This window comes from Methylosinus sp. KRF6 (genome assembly GCF_018887255.1).
In the GTDB taxonomy this organism is placed as follows: Bacteria; Pseudomonadota; Alphaproteobacteria; order Rhizobiales; family Beijerinckiaceae; genus Methylosinus; species Methylosinus sporium.
Genome location: NZ_JAHLJF010000001.1, coordinates 1,917,513 through 1,943,015 on the forward strand (window position 1 = coordinate 1,917,513; position 25,503 = coordinate 1,943,015).

Annotated in this window: 24 protein-coding genes and 3 pseudogenes; 2 read left to right on the plus strand and 25 right to left on the minus strand. The window is 59.9% G+C overall.

Features of this window, described 5'->3' with window-relative positions; all coding sequences use genetic code 11:
- Positions 1 to 39 precede the first annotated feature (39 nt).
- Positions 40 to 288, plus strand: a pseudogene (locus KP010_RS23060) (transposase); the annotation flags it as partial.
- Positions 289 to 486: 198 nt separating this feature from the next.
- Here KP010_RS23060 and KP010_RS09265 read toward each other — a convergent pair.
- Positions 487 to 846, minus strand: coding sequence for a helix-turn-helix transcriptional regulator (locus KP010_RS09265; RefSeq protein WP_142863397.1), 360 nt, complete (start codon positions 844 to 846; stop codon positions 487 to 489).
- Here KP010_RS09265 and KP010_RS09270 point away from each other — a divergent pair.
- On the plus strand, positions 835 to 1,161 hold the full coding sequence (locus tag KP010_RS09270) for a hypothetical protein (RefSeq protein WP_142863396.1): 327 nt from the start codon (positions 835 to 837) through the stop codon (positions 1,159 to 1,161). The genes KP010_RS09265 and KP010_RS09270 overlap by 12 nt on opposite strands.
- Before the next feature lie 305 nt (positions 1,162 to 1,466).
- Here the strand turns inward: KP010_RS09270 and KP010_RS23265 are convergent, their stop codons facing one another.
- From KP010_RS23265 to KP010_RS23140, 24 genes and pseudogenes are all read right to left on the minus strand, one after another.
- Positions 1,467 to 1,688 (minus strand): SRPBCC domain-containing protein, encoded by a 222-nt coding sequence (locus KP010_RS23265; protein ID WP_216281495.1) that lies wholly within the window; start codon positions 1,686 to 1,688, stop codon positions 1,467 to 1,469.
- Between the two features lie 112 nt (positions 1,689 to 1,800).
- Positions 1,801 to 2,472, minus strand: coding sequence for an IS6 family transposase (locus tag KP010_RS09280; protein ID WP_216281497.1), 672 nt, complete (start codon positions 2,470 to 2,472; stop codon positions 1,801 to 1,803).
- A gap of 84 nt (positions 2,473 to 2,556) precedes the next feature.
- Positions 2,557 to 3,045: pseudogene (locus KP010_RS09285) on the minus strand (IS6 family transposase); the annotation flags it as partial.
- A 204-nt stretch (positions 3,046 to 3,249) separates the two neighbouring features.
- Complete coding sequence (locus KP010_RS09290) at positions 3,250 to 3,642, minus strand: hypothetical protein (RefSeq protein ID WP_216280772.1); 393 nt, start codon at positions 3,640 to 3,642, stop codon at positions 3,250 to 3,252.
- 1,346 nt (positions 3,643 to 4,988) lie between these two features.
- Positions 4,989 to 5,489: a hypothetical protein gene (locus KP010_RS09295; RefSeq protein ID WP_142864100.1), complete on the minus strand. Its 501-nt coding sequence runs from the start codon at positions 5,487 to 5,489 to the stop codon at positions 4,989 to 4,991.
- A gap of 665 nt (positions 5,490 to 6,154) precedes the next feature.
- Positions 6,155 to 7,582: an O-antigen ligase gene (locus KP010_RS09300; RefSeq protein ID WP_142864101.1), complete on the minus strand. Its 1,428-nt coding sequence runs from the start codon at positions 7,580 to 7,582 to the stop codon at positions 6,155 to 6,157.
- 86 nt (positions 7,583 to 7,668) lie between these two features.
- The gene (locus KP010_RS09305) at positions 7,669 to 8,127 is read right to left on the minus strand and encodes a hypothetical protein (RefSeq protein WP_142864102.1); all 459 of its coding nucleotides are present in this window, start codon (positions 8,125 to 8,127) and stop codon (positions 7,669 to 7,671) included.
- Between the two features lie 375 nt (positions 8,128 to 8,502).
- Entirely contained in the window at positions 8,503 to 9,336 is an 834-nt protein-coding gene (locus KP010_RS09310) for a class I SAM-dependent methyltransferase (RefSeq protein ID WP_142864103.1), read from the minus strand.
- Entirely contained in the window at positions 9,333 to 9,605 is a 273-nt protein-coding gene (locus tag KP010_RS09315; RefSeq protein ID WP_142864104.1) for a hypothetical protein, read from the minus strand. Before KP010_RS09315 ends, KP010_RS09310 begins: the two co-directional genes overlap by 4 nt.
- A gap of 63 nt (positions 9,606 to 9,668) precedes the next feature.
- Complete coding sequence (locus KP010_RS09320) at positions 9,669 to 10,790, minus strand: glycosyltransferase family 4 protein (RefSeq protein WP_185966568.1); 1,122 nt, start codon at positions 10,788 to 10,790, stop codon at positions 9,669 to 9,671.
- 17 nt (positions 10,791 to 10,807) lie between these two features.
- Complete coding sequence (locus KP010_RS09325) at positions 10,808 to 12,010, minus strand: glycosyltransferase (RefSeq protein ID WP_371824201.1); 1,203 nt, start codon at positions 12,008 to 12,010, stop codon at positions 10,808 to 10,810.
- Positions 11,946 to 12,968, minus strand: a complete 1,023-nt coding sequence (locus KP010_RS09330) for a glycosyltransferase family 4 protein (protein ID WP_185966570.1) — start codon at positions 12,966 to 12,968, stop codon at positions 11,946 to 11,948. Before KP010_RS09330 ends, KP010_RS09325 begins: the two co-directional genes overlap by 65 nt.
- Positions 12,969 to 13,081: 113 nt before the next feature.
- A complete protein-coding gene (locus KP010_RS09335; protein ID WP_142864108.1) occupies positions 13,082 to 14,227 on the minus strand; it encodes a glycosyltransferase family 4 protein in 1,146 nt (381 codons plus the stop codon).
- Positions 14,209 to 15,306: an EpsG family protein gene (locus tag KP010_RS09340; RefSeq protein WP_142864109.1), complete on the minus strand. Its 1,098-nt coding sequence runs from the start codon at positions 15,304 to 15,306 to the stop codon at positions 14,209 to 14,211. The genes KP010_RS09335 and KP010_RS09340 overlap by 19 nt, the downstream gene beginning before the upstream one ends.
- Before the next feature lies 1 nt (position 15,307).
- Positions 15,308 to 17,308 carry an asparagine synthase (glutamine-hydrolyzing) gene (gene asnB / locus KP010_RS09345; protein WP_142864110.1) on the minus strand — a complete coding sequence of 667 codons (2,001 nt, stop codon included), beginning with the start codon at positions 17,306 to 17,308 and terminating at the stop codon, positions 15,308 to 15,310.
- Positions 17,309 to 17,381: 73 nt separating this feature from the next.
- Complete coding sequence (locus KP010_RS09350; protein WP_142864111.1) at positions 17,382 to 18,353, minus strand: glycosyltransferase; 972 nt, start codon at positions 18,351 to 18,353, stop codon at positions 17,382 to 17,384.
- A gap of 27 nt (positions 18,354 to 18,380) precedes the next feature.
- Positions 18,381 to 19,106: a hypothetical protein gene (locus tag KP010_RS22725; RefSeq protein ID WP_246659965.1), complete on the minus strand. Its 726-nt coding sequence runs from the start codon at positions 19,104 to 19,106 to the stop codon at positions 18,381 to 18,383.
- 44 nt (positions 19,107 to 19,150) lie between these two features.
- A pseudogene (locus KP010_RS23270) lies at positions 19,151 to 19,333 on the minus strand (glycosyltransferase); the annotation flags it as partial.
- Positions 19,334 to 19,499: 166 nt separating this feature from the next.
- A complete protein-coding gene (locus KP010_RS23275) occupies positions 19,500 to 20,594 on the minus strand; it encodes a bifunctional 2-polyprenyl-6-hydroxyphenol methylase/3-demethylubiquinol 3-O-methyltransferase UbiG (protein ID WP_142864114.1) in 1,095 nt (364 codons plus the stop codon).
- Positions 20,591 to 21,160 carry a CatB-related O-acetyltransferase gene (locus KP010_RS23135; RefSeq protein WP_142864115.1) on the minus strand — a complete coding sequence of 190 codons (570 nt, stop codon included), beginning with the start codon at positions 21,158 to 21,160 and terminating at the stop codon, positions 20,591 to 20,593. Before KP010_RS23135 ends, KP010_RS23275 begins: the two co-directional genes overlap by 4 nt.
- A gap of 56 nt (positions 21,161 to 21,216) precedes the next feature.
- Positions 21,217 to 21,459 carry a hypothetical protein gene (locus tag KP010_RS09375; RefSeq protein WP_142864116.1) on the minus strand — a complete coding sequence of 81 codons (243 nt, stop codon included), beginning with the start codon at positions 21,457 to 21,459 and terminating at the stop codon, positions 21,217 to 21,219.
- 38 nt (positions 21,460 to 21,497) lie between these two features.
- Positions 21,498 to 22,631: an oligosaccharide flippase family protein gene (locus KP010_RS09380; protein ID WP_142864117.1), complete on the minus strand. Its 1,134-nt coding sequence runs from the start codon at positions 22,629 to 22,631 to the stop codon at positions 21,498 to 21,500.
- Between the two features lie 112 nt (positions 22,632 to 22,743).
- Positions 22,744 to 23,544: a hypothetical protein gene (locus KP010_RS09385; RefSeq protein WP_142864118.1), complete on the minus strand. Its 801-nt coding sequence runs from the start codon at positions 23,542 to 23,544 to the stop codon at positions 22,744 to 22,746.
- Between the two features lie 112 nt (positions 23,545 to 23,656).
- The coding region (locus KP010_RS23140; protein WP_305799959.1) for an NAD-dependent epimerase/dehydratase family protein at positions 23,657 to 25,503 on the minus strand (1,847 nt) is incomplete at its 5' end.

Sequence of the window (25,503 nt, forward strand, 5' to 3'; positions counted from 1 at the left end):
CCAATATGGAAGATGTGCTCGCCGTCTATCAACGGCCGCATGATCCGCAGCGCCCGGCGCAAGGCGCGCCACGATTACGAATACGAACGCAATGGCGTGGCCAATCTGTTCATGATGTTCGCGCCGCTCGAAGGCTGGCGCTGCGTCGATGTCACCGACCGCCACGCGGCCGTCGATTACGCCCATGTGCTCAGGGACTTGTCCGACAAGCATTTTCCCAACGCGGCGAAGATCGTGCTGGTGCAGGACAATCTCTCGACGCACACGCCGGCTTCGCTCTACGCCGCCTTTCCCGCCACCGAGGCGCGACGCCTGGCCGAGCGCTCAAAACCGCAACAAACATCACGTCGAGGCCGACTGGCAACTCACCACCAGAGACGCTCGCCTCAAGCTGAAATCCCTATACCCGCAGTTCCAATGACTCGGGCCACTAGATCGAGCGCAGACGTCCGCTCGACCGATGTGCGGCTCTTCGTCGCGGCGGGTTCATTTCCTTTGTCCATCAACGTTCTCCGTCAGTTTCAATTCCTCGACAACCTTGCCCAACTCGTCGAAGCGCGCGTCCCAGAGCCGGCGATACCTTTCAACCCATGCCGCCTCTTCCTCCAGCCTGCGTAGGCCGAGCTTGCAGATACGCACGCGCCCAACCTTCGCGGTCGTGACGAACCCCGCTTGCTCCAACACGCCGACGTGCTTCATCATGCCCGTAAGGGTCATGTGGAACTTCTCGGCCAGCTCAGTGATCGAAGCGTCTGCGCGTCCGAGTTGCTCCAGAACGCCGCGTCGTGTGGCGGCGGACAGTGCGGCGAAAGACGTATCGAGGCGGGGCTGTATATGCTGAAGCATTTGGTTCAGTGTTTAACGCGAGAATTTCCGACACGCAATCACCGTTCCGTAGTTCATGCCTTTTTTCCATGCCCAATCGCCGACTCCGACGACTTTGACATAGGCAGGCGCGGCGCCGGCGCTTCGCTTGATATATCTCTAAATCGTGGTGTGACCGACCTGCATGCCGAGGCGACCCATCAGCCGTTCAAATGGCCGTCCGCCAACGCTATGCCCGAATACGCGAACAACTCCCGTGAGGCGCGTCGTTTGTCGCGCGAACGGCGCTGCGAGCCCTGGAATGCGTTCGGCGAAGACGCGCCGCTCGCAATTTAGATTGCGGCATCGCCCGCGCGTCAAGTGAACTCGAACCTCGACTGGCGTCCCCTGCGCGGGAAGATCGCGGAGCTTTCAATGATAGGAACTATGCCGCACATTCGACTGCAGCCCGCACGCTGCGGCATATAGCATGCGCGTCGGCGCTCAGCGAGACCGCCCATTCCGCCTCCAGGCGCTCGACCGTTAGTATCTGCAAATTTGGCGCAGGAGCCCAGCAAGTCGATGCGACATCTCAAACCAAACCGCAACAACCATCCGATTTGCATCGAGAATGAAGCAGAGCCGGCCTGCGGCGGAGCATCTCATACGGACATTGTCGCGTCCGCGACAAAGCGTTCGAGCTTTCCCAGGCAGCCCCGCCAGCCGAGCGCGTGCTCATCACGCACGGCCGCATCGCCGAAGCGTTCATGGTGGATGCGAACCTCTGTGCCGTCAGGGTGATCGAGGAAGACGACATGCAGTAGCGAGGACTCGGTCGAATGCGTGCTGAGCTTCCAGGTATAGCTGAGGGCTCTGTCGCGAATTTTTTTCTCGCGGGCGGGTTGGGTCCATGATCGCGGGGCGGGGCAGGCGGAATAGGGCTTTGTCGCAAATTATGTTTATGGACGCGATGAGCGTGTGTGGGAGTGACGCGGCTCAGGCCGCGAGGGCATAGAACTGCTGGGCTGGACGCAATTCGCCTCTGGTCTGCAACTGGTCCTTTCGGCTCATATGCATGAGCTCGATCCCCGAGAGTGTCGCAGCAGCCGACCGAAATGATTTGAAGCCCAACATCGGCCGCGTCACTCGCTTCACCGCTCGATGGTCCTGCTCGACAATATTATTGAGATATTTGATACGCCGGATTTCGATGTCCGCTTCATGCTCCGCATTGTAGCTTTCGATCGCTGCCGTGTTGGCGCCGCTCTTGTCGATCGTGATCTTCTCCGGCTTGCCATGTTGGCCGATCGCCTTACGCAGGAAACGCAACGCGGCTTTGCGATCCCTCTTGGCGGTCAACAGAAAATCGACTGTCGCGCCTGCCTTGTCGACGGCCCGATAGAGATATTTCCAGCAGCCTTTGACTTTCACGTAGGTCTCATCGAGACGCCAGCTGGATCCGATCGCGCGCTTGCGAGCACGGAACTGTTTCTCCAGCAAAGGCGCATACTCGACGACCCAGCGGTCGAGCGTGGAGTGGTCGACTTCGACGCCTCGCTCTTCCATCATTTCCTCGAGCTGACGATAGCTCATCGGATACGCCACATACCACCGGACGCTCCACAGGATCACGTCGCGTTCAAAATGGCTGCCCTTGAAATCGATCATCACTCTATTCCGCCTGCCCCGCCCCGCGATCATAGACCCAACCCGCCCGCGAGAAAAAAATTCGCGACAGAGCCATTTCGATGATCGAATGCGAGTCCGTGCGCCGCCTCGATGCTGCGCGAGAAGTTCGCGCGCCGCCCGATGTGACGCCTGATAGCCGTCGAGCGTGATTTTGCGCGGCGGCCGTCCGTGACGCGCGAACGCACGACGGAAAAACGCTTTGGCGGCGGCGACATCTCGCTTCGCGCGCAGCAAAAAGTCTACGGTCTTTCCTGCCTTGTCGACGGCGCGGTAGAGATAGACCCAGCGACCCTTGATCTTGACGTAGGTCTCATCGACGCGCCACGATCCGCCAGCCCGGCGCGCGAAACGGTTCCACCGCTTTTCGAACTCCGGAACGTAGCGCTGAACCCAGCGCATGATGGTCGTATGGGCCAACGACAAACCGCGCTCCGTCATCATTTCCACGAGATCTCGGAAGCTGAGCTTGTATCGCAGATACCAGCGCACGCAGAGAACGATGATTTCGCGGTCGAAATGGCGTCCTTTGAAAAGATCGTCCACGCTCAGCATCGTCCATAACCCCAGAGTTCGGTTCCGCCCTCCGAAGGATTATGTCCCGCTCACGCCGTTTGCACCAGAGCCCCCGCATCAAGCTCAAAAGCCTCTACCCGGTCTTCCCCGTTCAAAATGGCTGAATCACGCCACTAGATTTCGGCCGCGCATCTTGCCAGTTTCGCTCACGAAATAGGCCTCGCACGTCGAGGCGGCGTCACATCAGCGCGCGCCGTCGTGGGGCTGGCCCCGGTCCCTGAGCATTCCGGCGAGAGACTCCAAGGCACCCTGCCAGGATGGCCGTTCGAACTCGTTCGATGTAGGGTAGCTCGCCGGCTCGAGTTGCTCCGCTCGATCGTCGTCTCGACGCTCGTGCACTCGATCCTGTCCGACGATGTCAGACTGCTCCGCAGCCCTTGTTTTCGTCGAAAAAGCGGTTGCGGCGGGAGCGACCGAACGCGGGCGCGGCGGCATCCTCTTCTTGATATGCGACAGCACCGCATTCGGTCCTTCGTCGTTGTTGCGGATTTGATTGGACTCGGACGCCGGCTTCGCGTCGTCCGCGGCGGCAGGAGACTCGACGCGCGGCGACGTCGAGAAGCGTATCGAGCCCATAGCAGAGTGCGCTCCATTATCGGAGAACGAGAAGCGGCCTGGCCAAATCCTGGCGTTCGGCGGCGCCGCCGCCGCCTCATCGGCCGCTGTCATCTGCGCCGGAGCGACTTGCACGCCGAGGGAAGGCGTCTCCACGGCGATTTCCGAGGATTGGGGCCTCGCCTGCTCTGTCGCGGCGTTGAGGGACGCCTCTTCGAGCATCTCCAGCGAACGTTTCAGCTTCGGCGGGTCGGCGATCGCATCGTCCCGGGTCGTAGGTCGCGTCGCTTTCGGCGCGACCTTCGTCATCCGGACATTTTCGATCCTATTCGGCCGCGGAAGCGGATCGACGGCACCGCCCGGCCAAACGAGCCGAGCACCGAGACCCGATGCGACGAGCAGGACCGCCGCAGCGATATAGCTCACAGCGGGCAACGTTTCCGGCCGCTCGGCGGCTCCCGCCAAATTTCGACTCGGCGCGGATCGCGCGCGACGCCGATCCGTCGGCTCGCTGTTGTTCGCGTCGGACCTCGCGTTTCGCTTCGCTTTCGAATGCGCGGCGGCGACATCGCGAGCGCGGGGACTCCGAAATCTTGCTCCGTCGGTGGCGATGCTGTCGCCGGAGCGACGTTCGTCGAGACGACGGATCTCCGGCTCTGTCCGAACGGCGCTTTCCCCACGGGCTCTCGAAGGAGCTTGCGGCGGGTTTTCAAAAATAAGCTTGCGAAGCTCTTCCTTTTCCAGAGCTAGGCGGAACTGCTCGTCGTCGGCGCTGCGATTATCCCGTTTTGCCGAGTGACGGCCGACGACGGTCTCGAATTCCACGGTGTCTTTCACCATCCGCTCGGCCTCCTGGCTACCGGCGCATCTCCGAACAGGATGCAGCGGCTGGATCGGATATACGTAAGCACGATCTCATCCTCGCGGAAGAAAAAGCAGGGAATCGCGTCAGATTGACGGCGGCGCCGCATGGGTCTGGGCTTCAAGATAGTCGAGGTTGAGATTTGACGCGCGTTCGGATCATGCCGATCACCGGCCAATTAAGCAAAGATGCGGAAAGCACGGATCGCCGATATAGCTGCGGTCGCAGAACAACCAATTGACCGCGTGGCGGACGAGACGGCGTCGTAGCACAGAGGCGGCAATCGTCTGTCGATGGCTTCGAACGGCTCTTCAATCGCAGGGAGGATCGGCGAAAAAGGTCTCCACCCGTCTCCTGAAGCGATTGTCCTGGATAAAAGACCTTCTCCGATTTCGGAACGCAGATCAGAAAAGTCGGCGTAGGCTCCGACGTCGACAATCAGCTGACCGACACTCACGTCTATTTTCGAGACGGAGCTGTCTATGCCTGCACACATGCCCAACTCTCATCGGCACGCCCTCTCGCCTAGGCCGATCAGTTCGCGTCCGGTGAGGGTATTCTCGGGATTCAACGTCGCGTCGTCGAGCATATGGCGCCGAAGAACCTCCTCGCGCACTCGCAGAGGATAGGCGTCGAGCAGCAATGTATTCCCGGTCGTCGAGACAAACGAACCTTCCAGCGCCGCGTGGAACCAGAGGATGGCGTCCGGTCTCACACATCTGTTCTTCGCAGCCAATTTGATCGTGCAAGCAGACGCGCAGGTGCCTTCTATCACAACCAGGGCCTCTGATCTGTTCGCAGCGGCGACGGCGTTCACATAGCTTGGAATGTCTCCGCCGCGATCCACGGGATGCGGTCCAAAGAGCTTCGCCCAGCTGGTCACCTCGTTGTGCGACGATGCGGCCGTTCGAGGGACGAACATCAGTAGACAAGCCAGGACGACGACCAAGCCAAAGGCCGGAGTCGCGCTCGGCTTCGCTGTTACCGAATGGCCGAACCGAGCCATCACGCAATCCTCTTCCGCCTCAGCGCAAAATTTCCTCTGGAATTTCCAAGCCGATCGGATCCGAGCAAAATTCGTGATCCCGGAAATAGGCGCACGCCACATAGGAATGGACGCGCCCTGGAACGACGTCGGAGTCGAACAACTGCCCCGATAGGCCATCCGCCTGGACATATTTCGATCTTCCGGCGGGGATGCGATATATTCTCAAGTCGTGGGGCGTCGGCTCCCATGTCAAGACGACGCCTATGGCACCCTCGCGCCAATCGAAATGCGCCCGGAACTCGGCCGGAGCAAAGGCGGCCGTCGACAGATCGTCGGAAAGGTGGACCTTTTCGTTCCCGGCGGAAATAGCGACGAATTCCGAACGAATTCGTGTCTCGAACGGTGAGTATCCGATCAGATAGACTGTGCCTGCCGCGACAAGCACGGCGAACGCCGCGCCTCCTGTGACCAAGTAGCTTTGCTCGGAGAGGCCGCCGAGTCGCGGATCGGCTCTCGCGGCCGTGAGCAAGTTTTCGAGCCAACGGAAAGGCGGACGCGAATTCAGGTCTGTGGCCATTGCGCCGAGCTCCTCCTCATAAAATAGCCGCGAGTGGAACACGCGTTGGCCATTCTAGAGACCTTTCCGCCGCCGATGGAACGAAAGACTAGCGAGCCGAGGTCCGTCACGCCGAACGAACGACAAGGCGGTCGTCCAACGCACCGACTTCGGTAACGACCGCGACGTTCCGCCAACCGACCAGATTCCCGCAGGCCAGGGCAAATACGCAGGCCAAGGCTGTCGTACGTAGCGGGTAATCCACCAGAGAATGTATCGCGAGCAGCAAAACGACAATGCTGGATGCGCGCGCCAATCTCTGGTCGAAATCGCCAAAGCCATTGCCGACTTCGCGCCAGACTCGCCTGCTCGCGGCCAATAAGCTGACGGACAATACAGCGACGACCGCCAAGCTCGGCACGCCGCCTTCCAGCCACAATTCCAACCAGTCGTTATGAGCGCGATTGATCAGTTCCGGCGTGATCTGCTGCGGAGTCTCGAACCATTGATAGATCGAGGCAAAGGTCCCGAATCCCGCCCCGACCGGCATATACGCGCTCGCCGCCTTCCATGTCGTACGAAAAATGTCGACGCGCGGCTCATACGAGGCGATCCTCTCGACGATTTGGACAAGCGTGTCGCTCCAGATCGCCGCCGCGAGAACGGTCGTGCTCGCCGCAACCGCCAACAGCTTGCCGAGAAGCCGAGAAACTTCTCCGGCGCGAGCCGTGACGTGGCTGTCCGAACGACTGAATTCGTGCAAAGCCATCGCCCCCAGCCCTAGCCCCGCCGAGACCATGAGCAACAGTCCTGCACGCGAGGCCGCAGATACGACGCCGAAAATGAGCGTGGCGTAGAGCAAGAGACAGAGGACGAGCGGACCGGCTCTGATCTCGTCCCTGTCTCGAAATAGGCCGATCGACCACGCGCCGAGCAACGCCATAGCGCTGTAGGACAACGCGCTGTAATGATTCCTATTGGCGAAGAACCCCACCGCCGCGTTCAAATTTGTCGTCTCGAAGAAGCGCAGCGGCGACTGAGGTCCTCCGGCGACCTGCGCAACTCCGAGAACGACGTTCAGCGTTGCGGCAATCAGCACGAAGAACGCCATCGAGCGGCGCGTTCCCGGCCCTAGGAGCGCGGCCGACAGGAACACGGCGATCGGCGGGGCGAGCGATAGACAGCTGCGCAGCGTGGTCTCGGGCTTGAGGCTGAGCGGGAGCCACGGCGGATCGATTCCCGCCTGAATGAAACCCTGATAAATCGTCTCTCTTCCCGAGAGACTCGACCAAATCCAGGGCGGCAAGGGCCATAGCTGGACCGTTGGGGCCGCGACGATGATCGCCGCGAGAAAAAGCGGACCGAGACCAGACGCCGGTGAATTGAAGCGCATCAGACGGATCGCGACGAGGAGGATGAGCGCCAAGCTGGCCAACTGTGCGATCGCGTCCGACCAATGACCTTGCGTGGTCGCGCCTCCCAACGGGAGCGTGACGGCAAAAACGGACACGACCAGCCACTCTCCGCCCGACTTGGGCAATGTGCCGTTCACCATCGGGAATGCTCCGACTATGAGCTTCTGGCGTCAAAAATTGCGCGCACGCGACGGAAAGCGTGCGCGCATTCGGGCAAAAACCCGAATCAAGGGCTGATCGGGGGCAACAGCGGAGAGGAGGAGCCGCCGCTAGAAGAATTGGAAGCGGCGATGCCGGCGGCGAGGCCGCCGGCGCCCGCGAGGAGAGCCAGGCCGGGGACTACATACTCCGAGAGACCCGGGTCCACGGATTGCGCCTTCGCTCCCTCGATTCGCTTCGAGCACTCTTTCGCGGAGACCGAGATCACGGCGATCGAACGGGAACCGATTTCGCGTTCTCCTTTGCACTTGCCGCGCAGGTAGAACACCGTCACGGAGCCGTCGCCGACGGCCAGGCGATCGCCTTCCGACAGCTGGGTTCCCCGACTCGCCGTGACAATGCCCTCCGCGGTTTGGATCGACACCTGGCCCGATGTCTCGCGGACGACGGCGACGGGCACCGCCAGCGCCACGTTCGCGCTCAGTAGGACCGCTGCTACAGAAAACACTTTCGGCGCAATTTTCATATCGGGTCTCCCTTCGAATGGCGCAGTTAGACCGCAATGTCGAATCGTCGACGCATCAACCTTTAAAGCGCAAATTTCGTCATGCATATCCAAGTCGCGCTTTGCCAAAGATAACAGCAACGTGTTTCGACAAACAAATGAAATTTCAACGTAAGTAGCGAGGACTCGGGTTTTGCCGAGCGTGGCAGCAGCACTTCAATGCTGCCTTTGCTTCGCCAAGCGAACGCCCGGCCTCGAGGGAAACGGCGATGCTCGCGTCGCTCGTCCCACGGTTCGCGACGACGAACGGCTCCGCGGCCGACTCGACGGGAGACCTCCACGAAGCCGTCGCCCCGATGAACAACGCGGCGAGCCCGGTAGACTTGCGCAACATTGCTAAATGACGCCGATCGAGCGGCCGATCCGATGATAGATCCTATGGACAATTCCGTTCACATGCGCCACGTAAGGGACCATTCCCTGTCCGACGGCTCTCGGATCGGCCGGCGTGCATTTGTACCGCCCCAGATCGACGAGGACCGGCTTGCCCGAATAGGGCTTTCTCGCCACGAGCATCGCATCTGCGTTGGTCGCGCTATACCACTCCTTGTTGTCTTTCGATGGCGCGCTGTTGGTATGTGCATGCAGAACGTCCAGATTAACGTATCTTGCGAGCGCGATCATTCCATCCGTGAAAAATCGCCAACAATCGACAGGGTACCGATGCTCGGCGAAGCCATTGGGAGCGATGATGCACAAGATCCCGTCCTTCTTCAGCACCCTGGTCATCTCGGCGACGGTGATCCAAAAGAACTCAATGTGCTCGAGCGCCTGGCCCGAGATCACCACATCGAAGCTGTCGTCGGCCAATTCCTTCCAGGAATAGGGAGATTCCGGAACGAAATCCACGTTCGGGCCGGCCTCGATGTCCAGGCCGACATATTCGAACCTCGGATCGTCGAAAATTCTCCTGTAGGTGCCATTGACGCCGTAGCTCCCGACATCGAGAATTCTTGTCCTTTTGTCGTGTGCCGACACATAATTTTGAACGAACCACTCCATTCTCAGCAACGAGCTTTTGTGCATGAGTCGCCCTCCTCTCATCGAACAGCGGCATTTTGCGCTGATTTCTCCGGTGGTGGAGACGCCGTAAGCGCGGGTGCTCGACGTCGCCGCCGTCGCCCTTTTCCTCGCCCGGAGGCAGTAGACGGCAGCATCAGCTGCCTTCAATCGACGGTTTCATGTTCTGGAATTTTGACATGAAACCTCGGAAGCTGCCGGCGCTTCCTGACGGCGGCGAGTCCGTCGAAGAATTGGTTATCGACGACGCTACGGAGAAAATCAGGGTCGCTCTGCGAGCCGATGCGAACGATCGCGTTGTCGCCGCCATAGGACGCGCATTGCCGGTTGATGTCGATTCCGTATAAGCGCGCCTCCGTGCTTAAAAGCTTGCGCCACGGTGCGAGAGAGCCGTCGTGACACACGCCGATCTCGAGCATGTCGACGTCGGTTCCGCGACAGGCCCGGCAAACAATCGTAGATGGGCCTGCCCGCGTTGCTCATTAATTCGAAACTCCTATGAAGTCGCTCAGGATGCTCTCCCAGGCGTCGAGCGCCTTCGGCAACCCATAGACGTCCCGAATTCGCGTCGCGCTTGCGCGAGCAAGCCGCTCGATCTCTTCGGGAGCCGCCATCAACTTCCCGAGGGTCATCGCCAGCGCCTCGACTCGTCCACCTCTTCCGTCGACGAGCAGACCATTCACATGGTTTTCGATCAGCGTATCGGTTCCGGGACAATCGTCGAAGGCGACCGCCGGCGTGCCATTGATCAGGGACTCGGCCGTCGCCAAGCCGAAGCTTTCATATCTCGACGGCGACACGAAGAGACTGGCTCGGCGATATTCGACGTCGATTTCTTTGATCGCGCCCGGCAGATCGACGCGGCCGGCAAGACCCAAATCGGCAACCTGCCTTTCGAGATCGCCCCGCAGCTCTCCTTCACCAACGATCCTCAAGGTCCAATAGGGAAAGCGTTCCGCGAGCTCGGCGAAGGCGGCGATGAGGCAGGCGTGATCTTTCTCCTGGGACAAGCGTCCGACCGAGAGCAGGATCTTTCGCTCGGTCGCCGGCTCTTTCCAGCCCTCGGACGACGCCGAGACGATCGGATTGGGAACGACGGTCATCCGGCGCCTCAGCCAATGCGGATATCGCATTTTGATCTGGTCGGAAACCACCGTGATCCTGCTCGCGAGCAAGGGCGTCGTCATGAGAAGCGTCTGCTGGAGAGGCCGCAATCTAAAATGCGCGAGGTCGGTGTGTTCGCTCGCGACCACGGGAATGCCCGTGCCCACGAGCGCCATTCCGATCGGAATATACGAGCTGTGCATGAAGGCGACGACGACGTCCGGACGACGATCCAGTATTTCTCGGCGGATGAGCCAGATGCGCTCGACGACCTCCCAGAACCTCGAGCTGCGCTCGACCGTTCCGACGCCCAGAAACAACCGCCGCACGGAGGGAGAGAGCGGATAGTACGGCTGTGTATCGGGCGGATCGCTGGTGATGAGCGTGACATGATGTCCGCGGTCGACGAGCCCGGATGCGACACTGGCGAGCACGCGCTCCGCCCCGCCGCCGGGGAGGCTCATGGCCTTGATCACCAGCGCTATATTCAGGCGAGACACAGGCCCATCCATTGTCGCTACGCCAGCCCCAGGGCGGCGAGATGACGCGCGACGACTTCATCCGTCGTGAATGGACGCACGGCCTCCTGCAGCTTGTCGGCCTTCGGCTTCGTCTCGAGCGCTCTCAGGATCGCCCGCGCCAGCGCTTGCGGCGATCCGACCGGAACCAACTCACCGAACTCGCCATCCTTCAGCACCTCGCGCGGACCCGTGGGACAATTCGTCGAGACGACGGGACAGCCGCAAGCCATGGCCTCCACGAGGACATTGGGCAGACCTTCGACGCAGGACGCAAGAACGAACAGCCGCGCCTTCTGGAAATACTTCAGCGGATTGCTCTGGAATCCGAGGAGCTGCGCGCGATCTGCGAGCTCCAATCGATCGATCAGCGCCTGCAATTCCTCCCGCAGGGGACCGTCTCCCAGAATGACGAGCCGCGCGAATCTGCTGTCGTTGATGATCTTGACCGCCGCGATCACATCCGCGAATCTCTTTTCCGGCGCCAACCGGCCAGCGGAAACGATGAGCGGAACGTCTGTGTCCGCGAACCACGGATGGTCCACGCTCTCGTTTTTCTTTCGATGCAAATCGTCGTCGACAATGACATTGTAGATAGTCCTGTGGCGGGTCTGGCCGAAAACATTCCGATATTGCCCGACCATGTCTTTCGAAACGCACGTCAGCACATCGGCTCTTTGCCACAGCAGCCGGCTGAGCTGCTTTAAAACCCATCGCTTGGAGAACGGAACGTTCGAATAGGCCTCATAGGGAGTGACGCGGGAAGAAACGCTCAATTTCGCGCGCGATCCAGAAAGATATGTGGCGAAGGCCACCACAGCGTTGAGGTGATCCTCCGCGGAGAAGATCACATCCGGCCGCGTGTCGCGGATGAAGCGCGTGACGGGGATCAGCAGATTGACGGCGCGCGGTTGGCCGAAGTCATATATGCTTATTCCCCCGCTCTTCGGCGCGTCGACGCCGGGAGGCACATATCCGAAAACGAAGTCCACACGGTATCCTCTCTCGCGGAAGGCCTTGGCCAGACGAAGCTGAGCCAGAGGCACGCCCGACACGGAATATCTCGCCGTAAAAAAGCAGATCGCTTTGGTCACCTTTTGCACCCCGAGCGAAATTGGCTTGTACGCCGCGAATGTGTCACCGACCGCCCAACGCCTGCGCATACCGGGCGCGCGCCGCCGGATAGGAATACCGCTCTTCATAAAGCGCCCGCACGTTTGGATCGAAGCTCGGCAATGAGGCCCCGCCCAGCGAATTGATGGTCGCGACGAAATCATCACTGTTCTTGCAAATCCAACCGGCGCGCGCGGCGATGTCCTCATAGCCGATGAACGCCTCCGGCGTCCCGGCGATTTTTTTTCCGAACATCAAGGCCTCCGCGACCTTGGTCTTCATTCCCGAGCCGTCGAAAATCGGGGCGATCACGAGCTTTGCGCCGAAATACCATTGCGCCAAACTATTCACGCCGCCGACAATGCGCACCTTCCCAGGACGCTCCAGATCCGGCTTCAAGGCTTCCATGCCGCGTCCGACGACCACGGTCTCGCAATCGATCCTGGAAGCGACATTCTCGACGAACCAGACGATGCCGGCCTTGTTGGCGTAAAACGCGCCTCCCACGAACAAGACATAAGCGCCGCGCCCGATATCGCCGTCGACGTCCTGCGTCGACGTCATTTGATCTCTGAGCGCGAGGGGCGAGATCACCGACGCGCCTCGTCCATATGTCCGCTCGAGCCCTCGGCTGTCGGCCTCCGAGAGCGCTATGATCACGTCGCTGTGCTTCACCGCTTTCCGCTCGGCTAGGTAATTCGCGATCAGCACGAGCAGCGCGCGCGGGGTCCACGATGCGCGAAACGAGCCGAGAAAGAATCGCGCTTCGACGTTGTGAAAAAAGGTCGTGACCTTGATGGGACAGCCCTGCGTCCGCAATGCAGCCGCGACCTCCCCCATGTTCGAGCCGTCGATGAAAACCTGCGTGATCTCATTTTCCTGGATCATCTTCAGGATTGCGATCAGGGAAGCGCGGCTCACCCCGTCGATATGGCCGTTCATCGCAGCGACAAGGCCGGCCGGCGTGCGCACCGGGGTCGCCTCCAGTTCAACGACGAACAGATTCTTTCCGAATATGTCGCGCAGACAATCACGGTTGAATCGCAACAACAGCTCGCGTCCGCCGACGTATGACTCCCCCAATTTCTTCGTGACCAGCAACAGTCGCGGCATCGTGGGGCCTTTCATTCGGTTTCGGAACGGTTCGTCGCGTCGCGACCTCACTGCGCCGTCAGCTCCTCGTATACCGCGAAGGTCTGCGCGATCACGATCTGCTCGTCGAATTTGGAAAGCGCTTTCTTGCGAGCGGCCTCCCCGAGGCGCCGGGCGAGTTCTGGCTGGTCTAGCAAACGCGCGATCGCCGAGGCCAGCGCCTTCGTGTCGCCGACCGGCACGAGGAGGCCGTCGATTTCATGGGTGACGACCTCCCGGCAGCCCGGCGCATCGGTCGTGATCAGCGCACGCGCGCAGGCGGCGGCTTCGATCAGGGTTTTGGGCAGGCCCTCACGATAGCTCGGCAGCACGACAATGTCGACGCTCGCGAGCAGAGCGGGCATGTCGCCGACGTGGCCGAGCCATTGCACGAGCCCCTCCGCCTGCCACTCCCGCAGCTTGCGCTCGGGCACGGCCGCTGGATTCCCCTCGTCAGGAGCGCCCGCCAGCAGAAAATGCACGGACCTGTTTTCGTCCTTCAGCATTCGCGCGGCTTCGACGAATTCGGCGACGCCTTTGTCCCAGAGCATACGCGCTCCGAGCACGACGCGGATCGCTCCCTCGGCGCGAATGGGCGCCTCGCTCGGCGCCACGAACCGCGAACAGTCCACTCCCGAGCCACATATGAGTCGAATTCGCTCGCGCGGGGCGATGTTCGACCGTTCGAAGAAATACACATCGTCTGGATTCTGAAGAACGAGGCGCGCCTGCTCTCCCCCGAGGGCGGCGCGCATCAGCGCCCGCAGCGGCGGCCGGAGCACGCGCGCCTTGAGCTCGTTGTTCGTGAAAACATAGCCCATTCCAGCGACGGAATTGACGCAACGCGCGCCAACCAGGCGCCCGGCGAGCGCGCCGTAAACTGCACATTTAATGGTGAAGCTATGCACGATGTCGGGCTGCTCACGCCGCATGAAGCTCCACAGCCATGCGAGAAGCGTCAGCTCACGAAAGGGATTCAGGCTGCCGCGATCCATCGGAGCGGCCACCCAATCGAAGCCGAGAGATCGAAGCTTCGCCCCATAGGGCCCCGCAGGCGACACGAGAATCACTCGATGACCGCAATCGCGCAGCGCTGCGGCGAGAGATTTTCTGAAATTGTACAGATACCAGTCGGTATTGGCGAATAGAAGGAACTTCAAAATGAACCATCCCATGGATAAAATTGATACGGCAGCCAATAATACGCATGCGTAGCGAAATTCAGCCAGACAAACAGAACTACGCCATAATAAACGAGGATCGCAGCCTTGACCGCTGACGCATCCGCGACGGCGCTCCGCCCTCCCTCCTTCGGATCGGGCGTCGCCAGCGCGTCCGGCATTCGCGCAAAGACGACGAGCTGAAGAGGGAGCATATAGAGCGCCATTCGATCGATCGCCGTCGAGGCGCTCGTCACGGCCAGAGCAACCGGTAATGTCGCGGCAATGACCGCGAGCCATGTCCAGAGGTCCGCCTCGGTCTTCTCGAGCTGGAAACGCTTTCGCCAAACCAGAAAAATGATCGCCGGGACGGCGCCCATCAGAGTGCGCACGAGCGCTCCTTCCGATTGCATATCCTCCGTCACATAATTGCGATAGAGATTGTCGGCCTCTTTCTCCAACAGCACTTTGTACAGACCGGCACCGAGCAGAGCGATCCAGGCCGCCGTCACATAGCGGTTCTTCGAAGATGCGAGCGCCGCAATCGGAATGATTAGCACCGCCGTCTTGTGGAAGGTGGCTCCGAGCGCGATCCAGATCGCAAACTTCAAATTGGAGCCTTTGCAGAGCGCGACGAAGCCGAGCATTGTGAGCCCGAGGGCGACGCCTTGGCGGCTGTATCCCATGGCGACGACGATCACCAGATATGGCATGGCCACCGCCAGCGCGAGCCAGGGCTGCGGCTGCGCGCGACAAAAAGTCAGCAGTCCAAAGGAAAAGATCGCGCCGCCGGCCAGATTGACGCCGTAGACGTCCCCTCCCAGGCCGAGGCTGATCCAATTGAACAGCTTATAGCCCGGATCACCACTCAGCAGCACCTCCCCGAGGTCGAGACCCGCTGTGTTGTCCAGCATCCTTTCATAAGACGCCCAGTCGCCGCCGACTTGATGGCGAAAGCCGATCAGCAAGGTCAGCGACAGCCAGACGAAGTCCCAGACGATGGCTTTGCGCGCGTCGCCTATCGGCGCTTTCACGCCGCTGGAACTCGCCGCCAACAGCGCGGGCGCGAGGAACATCAGCCAATAAGGCAGCATTCTAGCCGTTGGCCTCGAGCCAGTTCTGAAAGATCAGAACGCTCCAGAGCTTCGCCGTCCGGTCGCGTCGGCCGCCGAGATGTTCACGCCACACACGCCGAATGGGCGCCGCATCGAAATAGCCCTCCCGTTCCAGCCTCGACTCCTCGAGCAGGCTTTCCGCCCAATCACGCAGCGGCCCTCGCAGCCATTGGTCCAATGGAATGCCGAAGCCGGATTTCGGCCGTTCGATCAGCGCGCGCGGCACATATTTGTCGAGCACTCGGCGGAGCGCCCATTTGCCTTGCCCGTTTCTGATCTTCATATCCAGGGGGAGCCGCCATGCGATCTCGGCGACACGATGATCCAGAAAGGGAGCGCGCGTCTCTAGGCCGATCGACATGGCGGCTCGATCCACCTTGCATAATATGTCGTCCGGCAGATAGCTCATGCAGTCGCGGTACATCATCCGCAATTGGCCATGCTCCATGCCGGCCGCCGGCAAAACGTCGCTCAATGGAATGGGCGGCTCCGAATCTCGCGCCGAATCGTGTCGAAGCACGTTCGACCGCGCTTGCCATTCCGAGACGAGATTGCAGTATAAATCGTCGAGGTCACGCGCGCCATGCAGGCGCGAAGCGAGCTTTTGCGCCTTCTCGCCCAGGCGAGCGACGCCTCGGCTTCCCGGCAACAGAGCATTGATCGGTCCGTTCAGGAACTCCCACCCCGCCATCGGCGCCGCCGCGAGGGACGCCGCAAGCGCGCTTCGCGCAGGATAAGGCAACCAAGCGAGGCGACGCCATATGCGCGGGGCCCAAAAGTAGCGGTTGTAGCCGCCGAACAGCTCGTCGCCGGCATCTCCTGAGAGCGCCACGACCACCTGCTCGCGGGCCGCGCGACAGACCAGATGAGTCGGGATCTGGGACGAGTCGGCGAACGGCTCGTCGTACATGGCGGGTAGACGGGGAATGATGGCGCGCGCCTCGGCGGCGGTCACGAACAGCTCGGCGTGTTCGGTGCCGAGATGACGCGCGACGGCGCGCGCATGTGGCGCCTCGTCGAAGCCCGCGTCCTCGAATCCCACCGTGAAGGTGCGCACGCGGCGCGTCGATTGCCGCTGCATCAGCGCCACGATGGTGGAGGAATCGACGCCGCCGGACAGAAACGCGCCGACAGGGACATCGGCGAGCGATTGAAATCGGATCGCCTCCCGCAGCCTGTCCTCGAGCGCGCGCACCGCCTCGTCCTCATTGTCGAACAGCCGACGCGCGCCCGCTTCGACCGTTGCTCCCAGCGACCACCAACGCCGCAGGGCGAGGCCGCGGCGCGCCGTCGGCGGGCGTGGCGGATCTCCGGATATCGGCTCGGCCGAAGTATCAATGCTGAGGACGCATCCCGGCTCGAGCTTGTAGACGCCGCGAAAGATGCTGTGCGGCGACGGCACATAGAGGAACCGCATGTAGAGCCCCAGCGCCTCGCGGCAGACCGGATTGGAAAAGCCTGGGAACGCGCGTAAGGCCTTGAGCTCGGACCCGAACACGAAATCGCGTCCCACCCAACCATAATAGAGCGGCTTCTCGCCGAAACGGTCGCGCGCGAGGTGAAGCGTGCGCGCAGCCGTGTCCCACAGCGCGATCGCGAACATGCCCACCGCGCGATCGAGCGTCGGCTCGACGCCCCAGCGCTCGAACGCCGCCAGCAGCGTCTCGGTGTCCGAATGGCCTCGCCAGGGCGCGCACGCGCCAGCCTCCTCGAGCTCGGCCCGCATCTCCAGATGATTGTATATTTCGCCATTGAAAGCGACGACATATCGGCCGCCGTTCGACCGCATCGGCTGCCGGCCATTGGCGGACACGTCGATGATCGACAGGCGCCGATGACCGAGAAAAGCCCGCCCCTGCTCGTCGCCCCATGCGCCTGCGTCATCGGGCCCGCGGCTCGACAATCGCTCGCTCATTACTGCGACAATGGACAAGCCTCGCTGCGCCGGCCCGGCGAACAGGCATCCCGCTATTCCGCACATCGTTTCGCTGCTTCTTCTCAATGACAATCAAAAGCGAACGGTCGCCGAAGACGGAAGGCGCTCTCCCCGCCGATCAAATCAACAAATCCTTGGCAATGCTCTTCCAACCATAAAAATATTTGTATTTGCCGCGCAGCGCCATATCGGCGATCGCCGCCAGCCTGCCCGGGTACGACACGTCGTGCAGCGCCGCCCTGTTTTCAAACGCATCGATATGTCTCGACAGTTCCCCGAGCACATCGCCGTAATCAGCGGCGACCTCGAGACGAGCAAATTCATCGCGCTTGGCGGCAAGATGGATGCACATCCTTCGAAATTGCACGGCTTTGGTCAAATAATCCGATCTCGAATCGGCCCCTTTGAACTTCGCGCGCCATGTCAACATGGACACGCGTTCGGGAGTCGTCATCTGCGTGGCCGCAGAAGAGTTGCTCCCGTGAATCCGCCATGTCTGGAGCACATCTGTGGTTATGTGCTTGCATCCGAGCGCCTTCGCCCAACGATGTATATAGACATCGTGGTATTTGGGCATTTCAGCGTAATCTTCCGGGAGAATGAAGGCCACAAACTCTTTCGTCATCGCGGTGCAAGCCCCCGCGATATGCCCGCCCGCGCTGGCTCCGACGCTCACACATTTTTGGAGCACAGTCAGTCCGCAAGGCGTTCCATTCCCGTCGGTATATTCGGCATCGTTCACAAAGACGTGGCGCCGTGGGTTCTCCTCGATCAGACGAATCATCGTCGATATTTTGGTCCTCCGCCACGTGTCGTCCTGGTCGCTCAAAAAAATCACATCGCCGCGGCACAGCGACATCGCCCGAAGAAAGCTCCTGATGTGCCCGCTATTCTTTTCATTCGACACGACGCGGACCTCGAAGCTCGCCCGCCTTCTGAATTGCTCGATGATTGAAATCGTCTCGTCCCCCGAGCAATCGTCGTAGACCACCAGCTCATCAGGACGGCGATCCTGCTGCGCGAAGCTGTCGAGCTGCTCCTCTATCCATCTCGCGCCATTGTAGGTCGCCATTGCAATGGACACCTTCATCTCAGTCTCCTAAGCGCGCCGAGCGGATCAATGGCTTTTTTCCAGACAGTCCGCCTTTCCGCCCGGCGCCGACGGCCGCCCCCACTCCCGACGCACAATATCCCTCAGAAAGCTTCGAACTCCATTGAAATGACGATGTTTACCCTGAGCCAGCATCTCCAATGCAATTCTCTTTTGCGCGAGGAAGCCTGCGTCTACGAGCTCGCTTCGGCGCAGCAGCGCTGACATCTCCACTTCCAGCTCAGCGAGCGCGGCGTCGATCACCCCGGCGCGAAACCTGCCGCCGGACGCTTCTCGAACTCGCGTCAAGCGTTCAGCTAAGCAATTATTGTGATCCAATCGGTCTTTGTAGGACGACGCCGGCTCCGTTCTCATCTGGCTCACGAGAACATCCATCTTATTGATTCGAGCGACCGAGCTCGCGACCCAAGTGGACGTGTTCTCGCCATGGCGCCGGATCAGCTGCAGCGGCTCCTCTATGACGCCATCGACCTTCAAGCCTCGTGCGATCGCATAAATCCACCAATCATGTCCGACTATCTCGTCGGGAATCGGGAAGGCGATGGATTTCAAGTCTCGATGCATCGCGGAAAGCGCCCCAGTCGCAAGACCCATATTCGCTCCCCATCCGGATTTGACCTGACCGAGCTTCGTAGCACCACGCCACAGCAGGTCACGATCGACGATTTTTCCGTCCTGGACGAACAGCAGCTTACTGTCGTCGGCGCGAAACGCTGCTTCAACGGCTTCCATCTTTCTCGGCAACCAGACATCATCCTGATCGGAAAAAATACAATGTCTCCCCTGCAGCGGCGCGCGGCCGTCTCGAAATTCTTGGTGTACCCGAGGTTGGCCTCGTTTCTATAGACCATGACCGGAAAGGGTGCGCGTTTCGCAAAGGCCTCGACGATCGGAAGCGTCTCGTCGCTGGAGCCGTCGTCGCAGACGATGAGCTCGTCAGGCAAACGGGTTTGAGAAAGAAACGATTCGAGCTACGCGCCAATGTTCCTCTCGCCATTGAACGTCGCCATCGCGATCGACAGCTTCATTGTCTCGACCCTCCGCCCATCGTTACGACCTTCGCAGTGTGAGGTCTCGAACAGTCTTGTCTCGACGATCGATAAGACGAGCGTCGCGTCCTCGGCGCTATGCCGCCGCGCTTCGTTTGCGGGCCGTCAAAGTGATGAATTCGAGCTTGTCCGTTTCGACATGCGAAAGCGCGATGCCGAGCGTCTCGAGAAACGGCAGCGATTTTCGATCGGCGCCATATGGATTTTCGCCGGCGGCAATGGATGTGCTTCTCGAATAGATAGATTTTCGTATCGATGTTCGACGAATCTTTGTGATCCCTTCGAAACCGACGGACGTAAGGACATGAGACAGGCAGGAGGGATTGAACAGGACGAGGTGTCGGGGCGCTTCGATCCCCCGCCAGTTCTTGCCGAACCGCTCGGCGCCGTGGCTGCCGATATTCGGCGTATCGATGTAGACGATTGCTCCCGGCTTCAAAAGCCGGTGGACCGCCATGAGCACGGACTTCGGCTGGTGAACATGTTCGATGACATGGCTCAACGTGATCGCGTCATACGCATTCTCTTCGGCTGTCGTGTCGTCGAGGATTCCGACCCGCACGTCGAGGCCTTTTCGTCGGGCAATATCCGCCGCGACCGGATCCGGCTCCAGACCCGAGACCGCCCATCCTGCATCGCGCGCATGCAGCAAGAATTCACCATTGCCACAACCGACATCGAGCAGCCGCGAGCCGCGATCAGGCTTAGGCAAATATCGAAAGGTGGCGTCTATCATCTCACGCTGCCGCGTCATGATCACGGCCGCCAAAATTCCCAAATCGCTCGCGGGCTTCCGCTGCGTTCCATAGCGTCGGTTCGCATAACCGTTCGCCAGCGATCTTTTTATTCGATTGAACGCGCTCAGTTCGTCGTTGCTTTTCCGAACGGCTTCGCTGTGCGTGTAGTATGAGCCATATGCTCCGCCTATGCTCGATGGGTTCGGACGCGGGTCGAGATAGGCGCTTCGGCAGCTTCGGCAACGGTAGAGAGTCCATTTGCCCTTGGCGACAAAGAAAACATTATCGACGATTTCGTCGTGAAGCAGCCTGCGGTCTCGGTCGCCGCAGACAGGACACGCGGCGACCGCCTCCAGCTCCGAAGGCGGCCAGGGAATGGACCATGGCGGAGGCGAAGCGCCTTCTTTTTCCGTTTTCGATTCGATCTCGATCACGCGAATGTTCCTTTGCAGAATCGATAACTTCCCGTTTCGGCTTTCTCCAAGAACGACGATATCCGACCGCTCAACAGATCCGGCATAGCGTGAGCGATGTCCGCCTCCGGCCAGTCCCACCAACGCAAAGCCAATAATCGATCAATCGTCTTCTCATCGAAGCGGCATCTGAGGAACCTTGCTGGATTCCCGACGACGATCGCATAGGGAGGAACGTTACGTGCGACGACGGCTCGAGCGCCTATTACGGCGCCGTCGCCGATCGTCACTCCAGACATGATCATCGCCTCCGCGCCGATCCATACATCGCTCCCGATCACCACGTCGCCCTTCGTTTTGGGATGACCGGTATAGTGTTGCGCGCACGGCCACAGCCAATTGAAGGGAAAAGTGGTCACCCAATCCGTCCGGTGTTCCCCACCGAGGAAAATTCTCACCCCCGGACCTATCGACGTATAATGGCCTATCTCGAGCACGGCGCCTTCGTTCCAAGAGAAGACCACAAGGTCGCCTCCATATGTTCCCCGGCCGATCCGATATTGCGGAAAGCGCTCGGCGAGCGTCATTCTCCGCTCTCCAAAAAGCCGCCTGAAGATTTTGGACGCCAGTCGAAGCCAGTGAGTCACGGCGAGAACCCCATTTTCCGGAAGCCGAAGGCCTTTGCCCCGGCGAAGATCAGCTCTCGATCCATCAGCAGACAAATCCCGACCGCCAACCCGAGATGCGCGAACAATGCGCGAGGAAGCCACCAGGCGCCGGCCATGGCGATCGCCACCAAAGCTAGGTAGGGAGCGGCGAGTCTGGATGTTCTAGACAATGCGTTGCTTATGTAGAGCAACAGGCATGTCTCCAGCAGAATGCGCAATGACCAAGCGCCGGCTGCGCCTTGAATGTTCCAAAATTTTAGTCCGAGCCATAACACTGCGAAATAGAAGGGCGTCTCACAAAGATATCGCCCGACGCCATCCGATCGATGTGATGAGGAATGACGAGCGTGTTCAGCCACACGCCCAACAGCAGCAGTTCGGACACGCCGAAAGCCGCCTCGGAAAACGAAGGCCCCAGCCAGAGATCGTAGAAATCCCGGGAGAGAGAAACGCCGGCTATGACGATCGGCGTCATCACGGCGAGCAGCACCTTGCCATATCGATAGGCGAGAGCTCGGGCATCCGCCCGACTGGTGGAGGCGAGACGTGGGAAAAGCGCGCTCGAAAAGCTCCCTGGGATGATCAGCGTCCGGGAGACGAGATCATAGGGTACGGTATAATTGGCGACTGCTGCAGCGCTATATTGAGAGGCTATGAAAAAACGGTCGGACGTCAGTAAGACCGGGCCGAGAAATGCCTTCATCGACACCCAGCCACCATAGCCGAGCATGCCTTTGAAATGCGCCCAATCGATGCAAGGCCCGCCGACGAGGGGAACATGGCGGCGGCACAGCCAGAACAGCAGCATCGCCATCAGGACGCGCGATGCGAGCGCCGCAGGGACGAGCGCTTCGAGTTCGGTTCTTCCCGACAACGCCATTGCGAGAGGGAAGAGTTGGCTGCATGAGTTGCCCAGCACTTGAACGGCGCCGATCTCTTCGAAACGCAGTCTCGCCCCGAGCGCGGCCGCCATGGCGCTAATCGGCAACAGGAACAGCGGCGCCAGAGACAGCCAGCGCAGGGCGGCGTGCGCCTCCTCCTGCTTGCCGGCAGGCACGACACCGACGAGCGCGAGCAGCGAGCCGGAGATGAGATACAGCAGGACGCCCGAAATCGCGCCCAGGAAAAGCGTGCTGAGCAAAGCTGTCCATAAAATCCTGCTCGGCTCCGAGCTGCTTTTCGTAGAGAGGCTCGCGATACGCTGACCTACCGCTATTCCAAAACCAAGGTCCAGGAAGCTGAAATAGGTCAATAGCGCCAAAATCACGGCGAGAACGCCGTAACGTTCTCCGCCTATCGTGCGGAGATACAGCGGGACAGTCGCGAGACCGAGCGCCATCGGCAGAATCGCGCTCGCGATATTCACTAATGTGTGACGCGCGACGCTCATCTCGCCTCTCGGACTGCGGGACCGAAATTGCACGATCGGGAGCCTGCGAACTTGCTGGCGACCGTCTGCATTCCCGTCGGATGGAAACGCGCTCTCTGCGATGCGGCCCAACTCACGAAACGGACGCCGCGGTCATCTTGGTCACGTCGATAAAAGGCATCGCTCTTATCTGTTGCCAAAATTTATCCGTCGGCGCCAATGATCCGTCCGGATATGACTTCGTGAGCGGAACATCGTCGATGTCGATTTTTTTCCAGTGTCCGGCAAGAACATCATTGCGAACGAAAAACGCGTTCACTCCGTTTCGGCTGATCTCGACCAGGCTGTAGTCGTTGTTGGCGCACAAATGACCGATGGCGGCGATCGACGCGCCGTAATATTCGCCTGTCTCGTGCTTCTTCTTCCGATCGAAGGCGGGATCATAGGGGACGGTTATCGGCCTCAATCCGAGCGACACGTTGAACTCTGCGACGATCACAGCTGGCCTGATCGTTATGAGCTTTTCCAAGAACCAGAAATCATTGCCGTCGACGTCGACGGACAGCACGCCGACTTTTTTTGATTTCGCGTAATCGAAGACACGCTCCAGGGTGTCGAGATCGATCCACATTTCCTCCGCCCGAATGCCACTGTGCAGAGTGAGCCTGGCGATTCGAACGTTATAGGCGCCGCCATCAACCAGAAGTCCTATCCAGTCGCGTCTTTTGGCGAGCTCGGCGGTGTTGAACTCGAATCCGGAAAAGCCGAGTTCGATAAAGCATTTCGGAATGTCGAGCCGAGACACGATGCGGCGCAGAATCTCGGCCTCGTTGCTTTGAGAGGTCGCCCTGGTCGTCAGGTTCTTCACCAAGATGAACGGGACAGCCAATCGCGTCCTTTTTACGATCTCCTTCACATTGTCGGCAACGAGCATTTTTTCCTCCCGCGGAAACTCCTTCTCGCCTCATCGGCGATAAACGATCTGTCGAAAAACATGCGAACGTCCGTCGCCGTGTCTCGCCGGCATCATCCGGTCGCAGCCGATTTCATCGAAGCTGATTGTTGGTCTCGGCGATCCGCGTTGCTGAACCGCCCTGAGCTTGCGCAATGTACCATGGCATCGCCAAGCTCAGCCCCTCGCCGATGCGATATGCGGGGGCATATCCGAGATGGGTGGCGGCCTTGCCGATGTCGGCCTGGCTGTGCCGAACGTCGCCGGGCCGGAAGTCGCGATAGATAGGCTCGGCGCGCCGCAGATGAGGGAAGGACGGCGCCAGCAAGCCGCGGAGCGCCGCATAGAGCTCGTTCAGGCTCGTGCGATCACCAACCGCGACATTGTAGACTTGGCTCGACCCCGGCGGATTCGCGGTCGTCGCCGCGAGAAGATTGGCCTCGACGGCATTCGCGACATAGCAGAAGTCGCGGCTCGTCGCACCGTCGCCATAGATATAGACGGCGTCGCCCGCGATCATCGCAGCCGTCCATCTCGGAATGACGGCGGCATAGGCGCCGTTGGGATCCTGTCGCGGCCCGAAGACATTGAAATAGCGCAGACCAATCGTCTTCATCCCATAGCAGCGCGCAAACACTTCGGCATAGAGCTCATTGACCAACTTGGTCACGGCATATGGGCTGAGGGGCCGGCCGATCGCATCCTCGACCTTCGGCAGAGCTGGGTGATCGCCATAGGTCGAGCTGCTGGCGGCGTAGACGAAACGCTCGACTCCGGCGTCTCGGGCCGCGACCAGCATATTGACGCTGCCGGCGACATTCACGCCATTGGTGACGACGGGATCGGCAATGCTGCGCGGGACACTGCCGAGCGCGGCCTGATGCAGAACATAATCGACGCCGTCGCAGGCGCGGCGGCACGCATCGAGATCGCGGATGTCGCCTTCGATGAAATCGAACCTCCGCCATTGCTCCGGTCCGACGAGGCTCTTCACTTCGTCCAGATTGCGTCGGTGGCCGGTCGCAAAATTGTCCAGCCCGACCACTCTCTGATCGAGCTCGAGAAGCGTCTCGAGAAGATTGGAGCCGATGAATCCCGCGACTCCCGTGACCAGCCATGTCCGAGTCGTCGCGCGTAGGATCTCGCGCAGGTCTTCGTAATGCGTCATTGAAAGCGCCTTCAAATGCAGTGGACCGCCATGCTCTCCAACCAGAATGCGGCTTGCAAGGGATTGCCACCAAAGCTGGATCCGCCGCGATCCAACCAGACGGAAACGTTCTGCTCTCAGTCGGCGGAGATAGTCGTTGCAAGGCTTTTCGACGATAAGATAAAGAAGCCAACATATTATCAGCGTCGGAACCAGGAAAATGGTCCATACGAAGTAAGAGCTGATTTCATAGGCCCTGATGTGGAACACCTCGAATAGCGCAAAACTCATGATAACTAGTATTGCGTAATGGAATACATATATAGAATAGCTGAACGCTCCAAAATTGAGCGTCCTTGCTCTCGTAAGTTCAGCAGGCAGGTTTCTGACGGCGATCAAAGTGAAGCAAATCATTACAATGTTAGAAAAGAAATTCGAATAGCCAATTATGTATTTGATCGACCACGCCAGCGCGATCAGGAGGGCCAAACTGGTCCAAAATGCGAGAGGGGACAGTCTCGGAATTTTAGTGTAATAATAAAATCCTATCGTGCCGCAGAGGAACCACAACAATTCATTGATTAGAAAATTGATAAATATGGATCCTGAAGGGTTCATTAAGAAGCCGTATCTGCCAAGTCCAGCCAGCGCGAGCCCTGCCGAGCAGGCGAATGCGACGCGTATGCTGCCTTCTGAGAAAAGAATGATCGGACAAAAAATATAGAACAAGACCTCATAACTCACGAATCCCCTCATTTTTTCTGACTCATTTTTGCCGCGGCGCTTCGCGAAAC

What these genes read in the sequence shown, in the direction of transcription:
- KP010_RS09270 (WP_142863396.1), top strand. Translation starts at nt 835, where the DNA reads ATGCTGAAGCATTTGGTTCAGTGTTTAACGCGAGAATTTCCGACACGC.
- KP010_RS09265 (WP_142863397.1), bottom strand. Translation starts at nt 846, where the DNA reads ATGCTTCAGCATATACAGCCCCGCCTCGATACGTCTTTCGCCGCACTG.
- KP010_RS09280 (WP_216281497.1), bottom strand. Translation starts at nt 2,472, where the DNA reads ATGATCGATTTCAAGGGCAGCCATTTTGAACGCGACGTGATCCTGTGG.
- KP010_RS09290 (WP_216280772.1), bottom strand. Translation starts at nt 3,642, where the DNA reads ATGGGCTCGATACGCTTCTCGACGTCGCCGCGCGTCGAGTCTCCTGCC.
- KP010_RS09295 (WP_142864100.1), bottom strand. Translation starts at nt 5,489, where the DNA reads ATGGCTCGGTTCGGCCATTCGGTAACAGCGAAGCCGAGCGCGACTCCG.
- KP010_RS09300 (WP_142864101.1), bottom strand. Translation starts at nt 7,582, where the DNA reads ATGGTGAACGGCACATTGCCCAAGTCGGGCGGAGAGTGGCTGGTCGTG.
- KP010_RS09305 (WP_142864102.1), bottom strand. Translation starts at nt 8,127, where the DNA reads ATGAAAATTGCGCCGAAAGTGTTTTCTGTAGCAGCGGTCCTACTGAGC.
- KP010_RS09315 (WP_142864104.1), bottom strand. Translation starts at nt 9,605, where the DNA reads ATGCTCGAGATCGGCGTGTGTCACGACGGCTCTCTCGCACCGTGGCGC.
- KP010_RS09325 (WP_371824201.1), bottom strand. Translation starts at nt 12,010, where the DNA reads ATGAAGAGCGGTATTCCTATCCGGCGGCGCGCGCCCGGTATGCGCAGG.
- KP010_RS09335 (WP_142864108.1), bottom strand. Translation starts at nt 14,227, where the DNA reads ATGGGATGGTTCATTTTGAAGTTCCTTCTATTCGCCAATACCGACTGG.
- KP010_RS09340 (WP_142864109.1), bottom strand. Translation starts at nt 15,306, where the DNA reads ATGCTGCCTTATTGGCTGATGTTCCTCGCGCCCGCGCTGTTGGCGGCG.
- asnB (WP_142864110.1), bottom strand. Translation starts at nt 17,308, where the DNA reads ATGTGCGGAATAGCGGGATGCCTGTTCGCCGGGCCGGCGCAGCGAGGC.
- KP010_RS09350 (WP_142864111.1), bottom strand. Translation starts at nt 18,353, where the DNA reads ATGAAGGTGTCCATTGCAATGGCGACCTACAATGGCGCGAGATGGATA.
- KP010_RS22725 (WP_246659965.1), bottom strand. Translation starts at nt 19,106, where the DNA reads ATGGAAGCCGTTGAAGCAGCGTTTCGCGCCGACGACAGTAAGCTGCTG.
- KP010_RS23135 (WP_142864115.1), bottom strand. Translation starts at nt 21,160, where the DNA reads ATGACGCTCGCCGAGCGCTTTCCGCAATATCGGATCGGCCGGGGAACA.
- KP010_RS09380 (WP_142864117.1), bottom strand. Translation starts at nt 22,631, where the DNA reads ATGAGCGTCGCGCGTCACACATTAGTGAATATCGCGAGCGCGATTCTG.
- KP010_RS09385 (WP_142864118.1), bottom strand. Translation starts at nt 23,544, where the DNA reads ATGCTCGTTGCCGACAATGTGAAGGAGATCGTAAAAAGGACGCGATTG.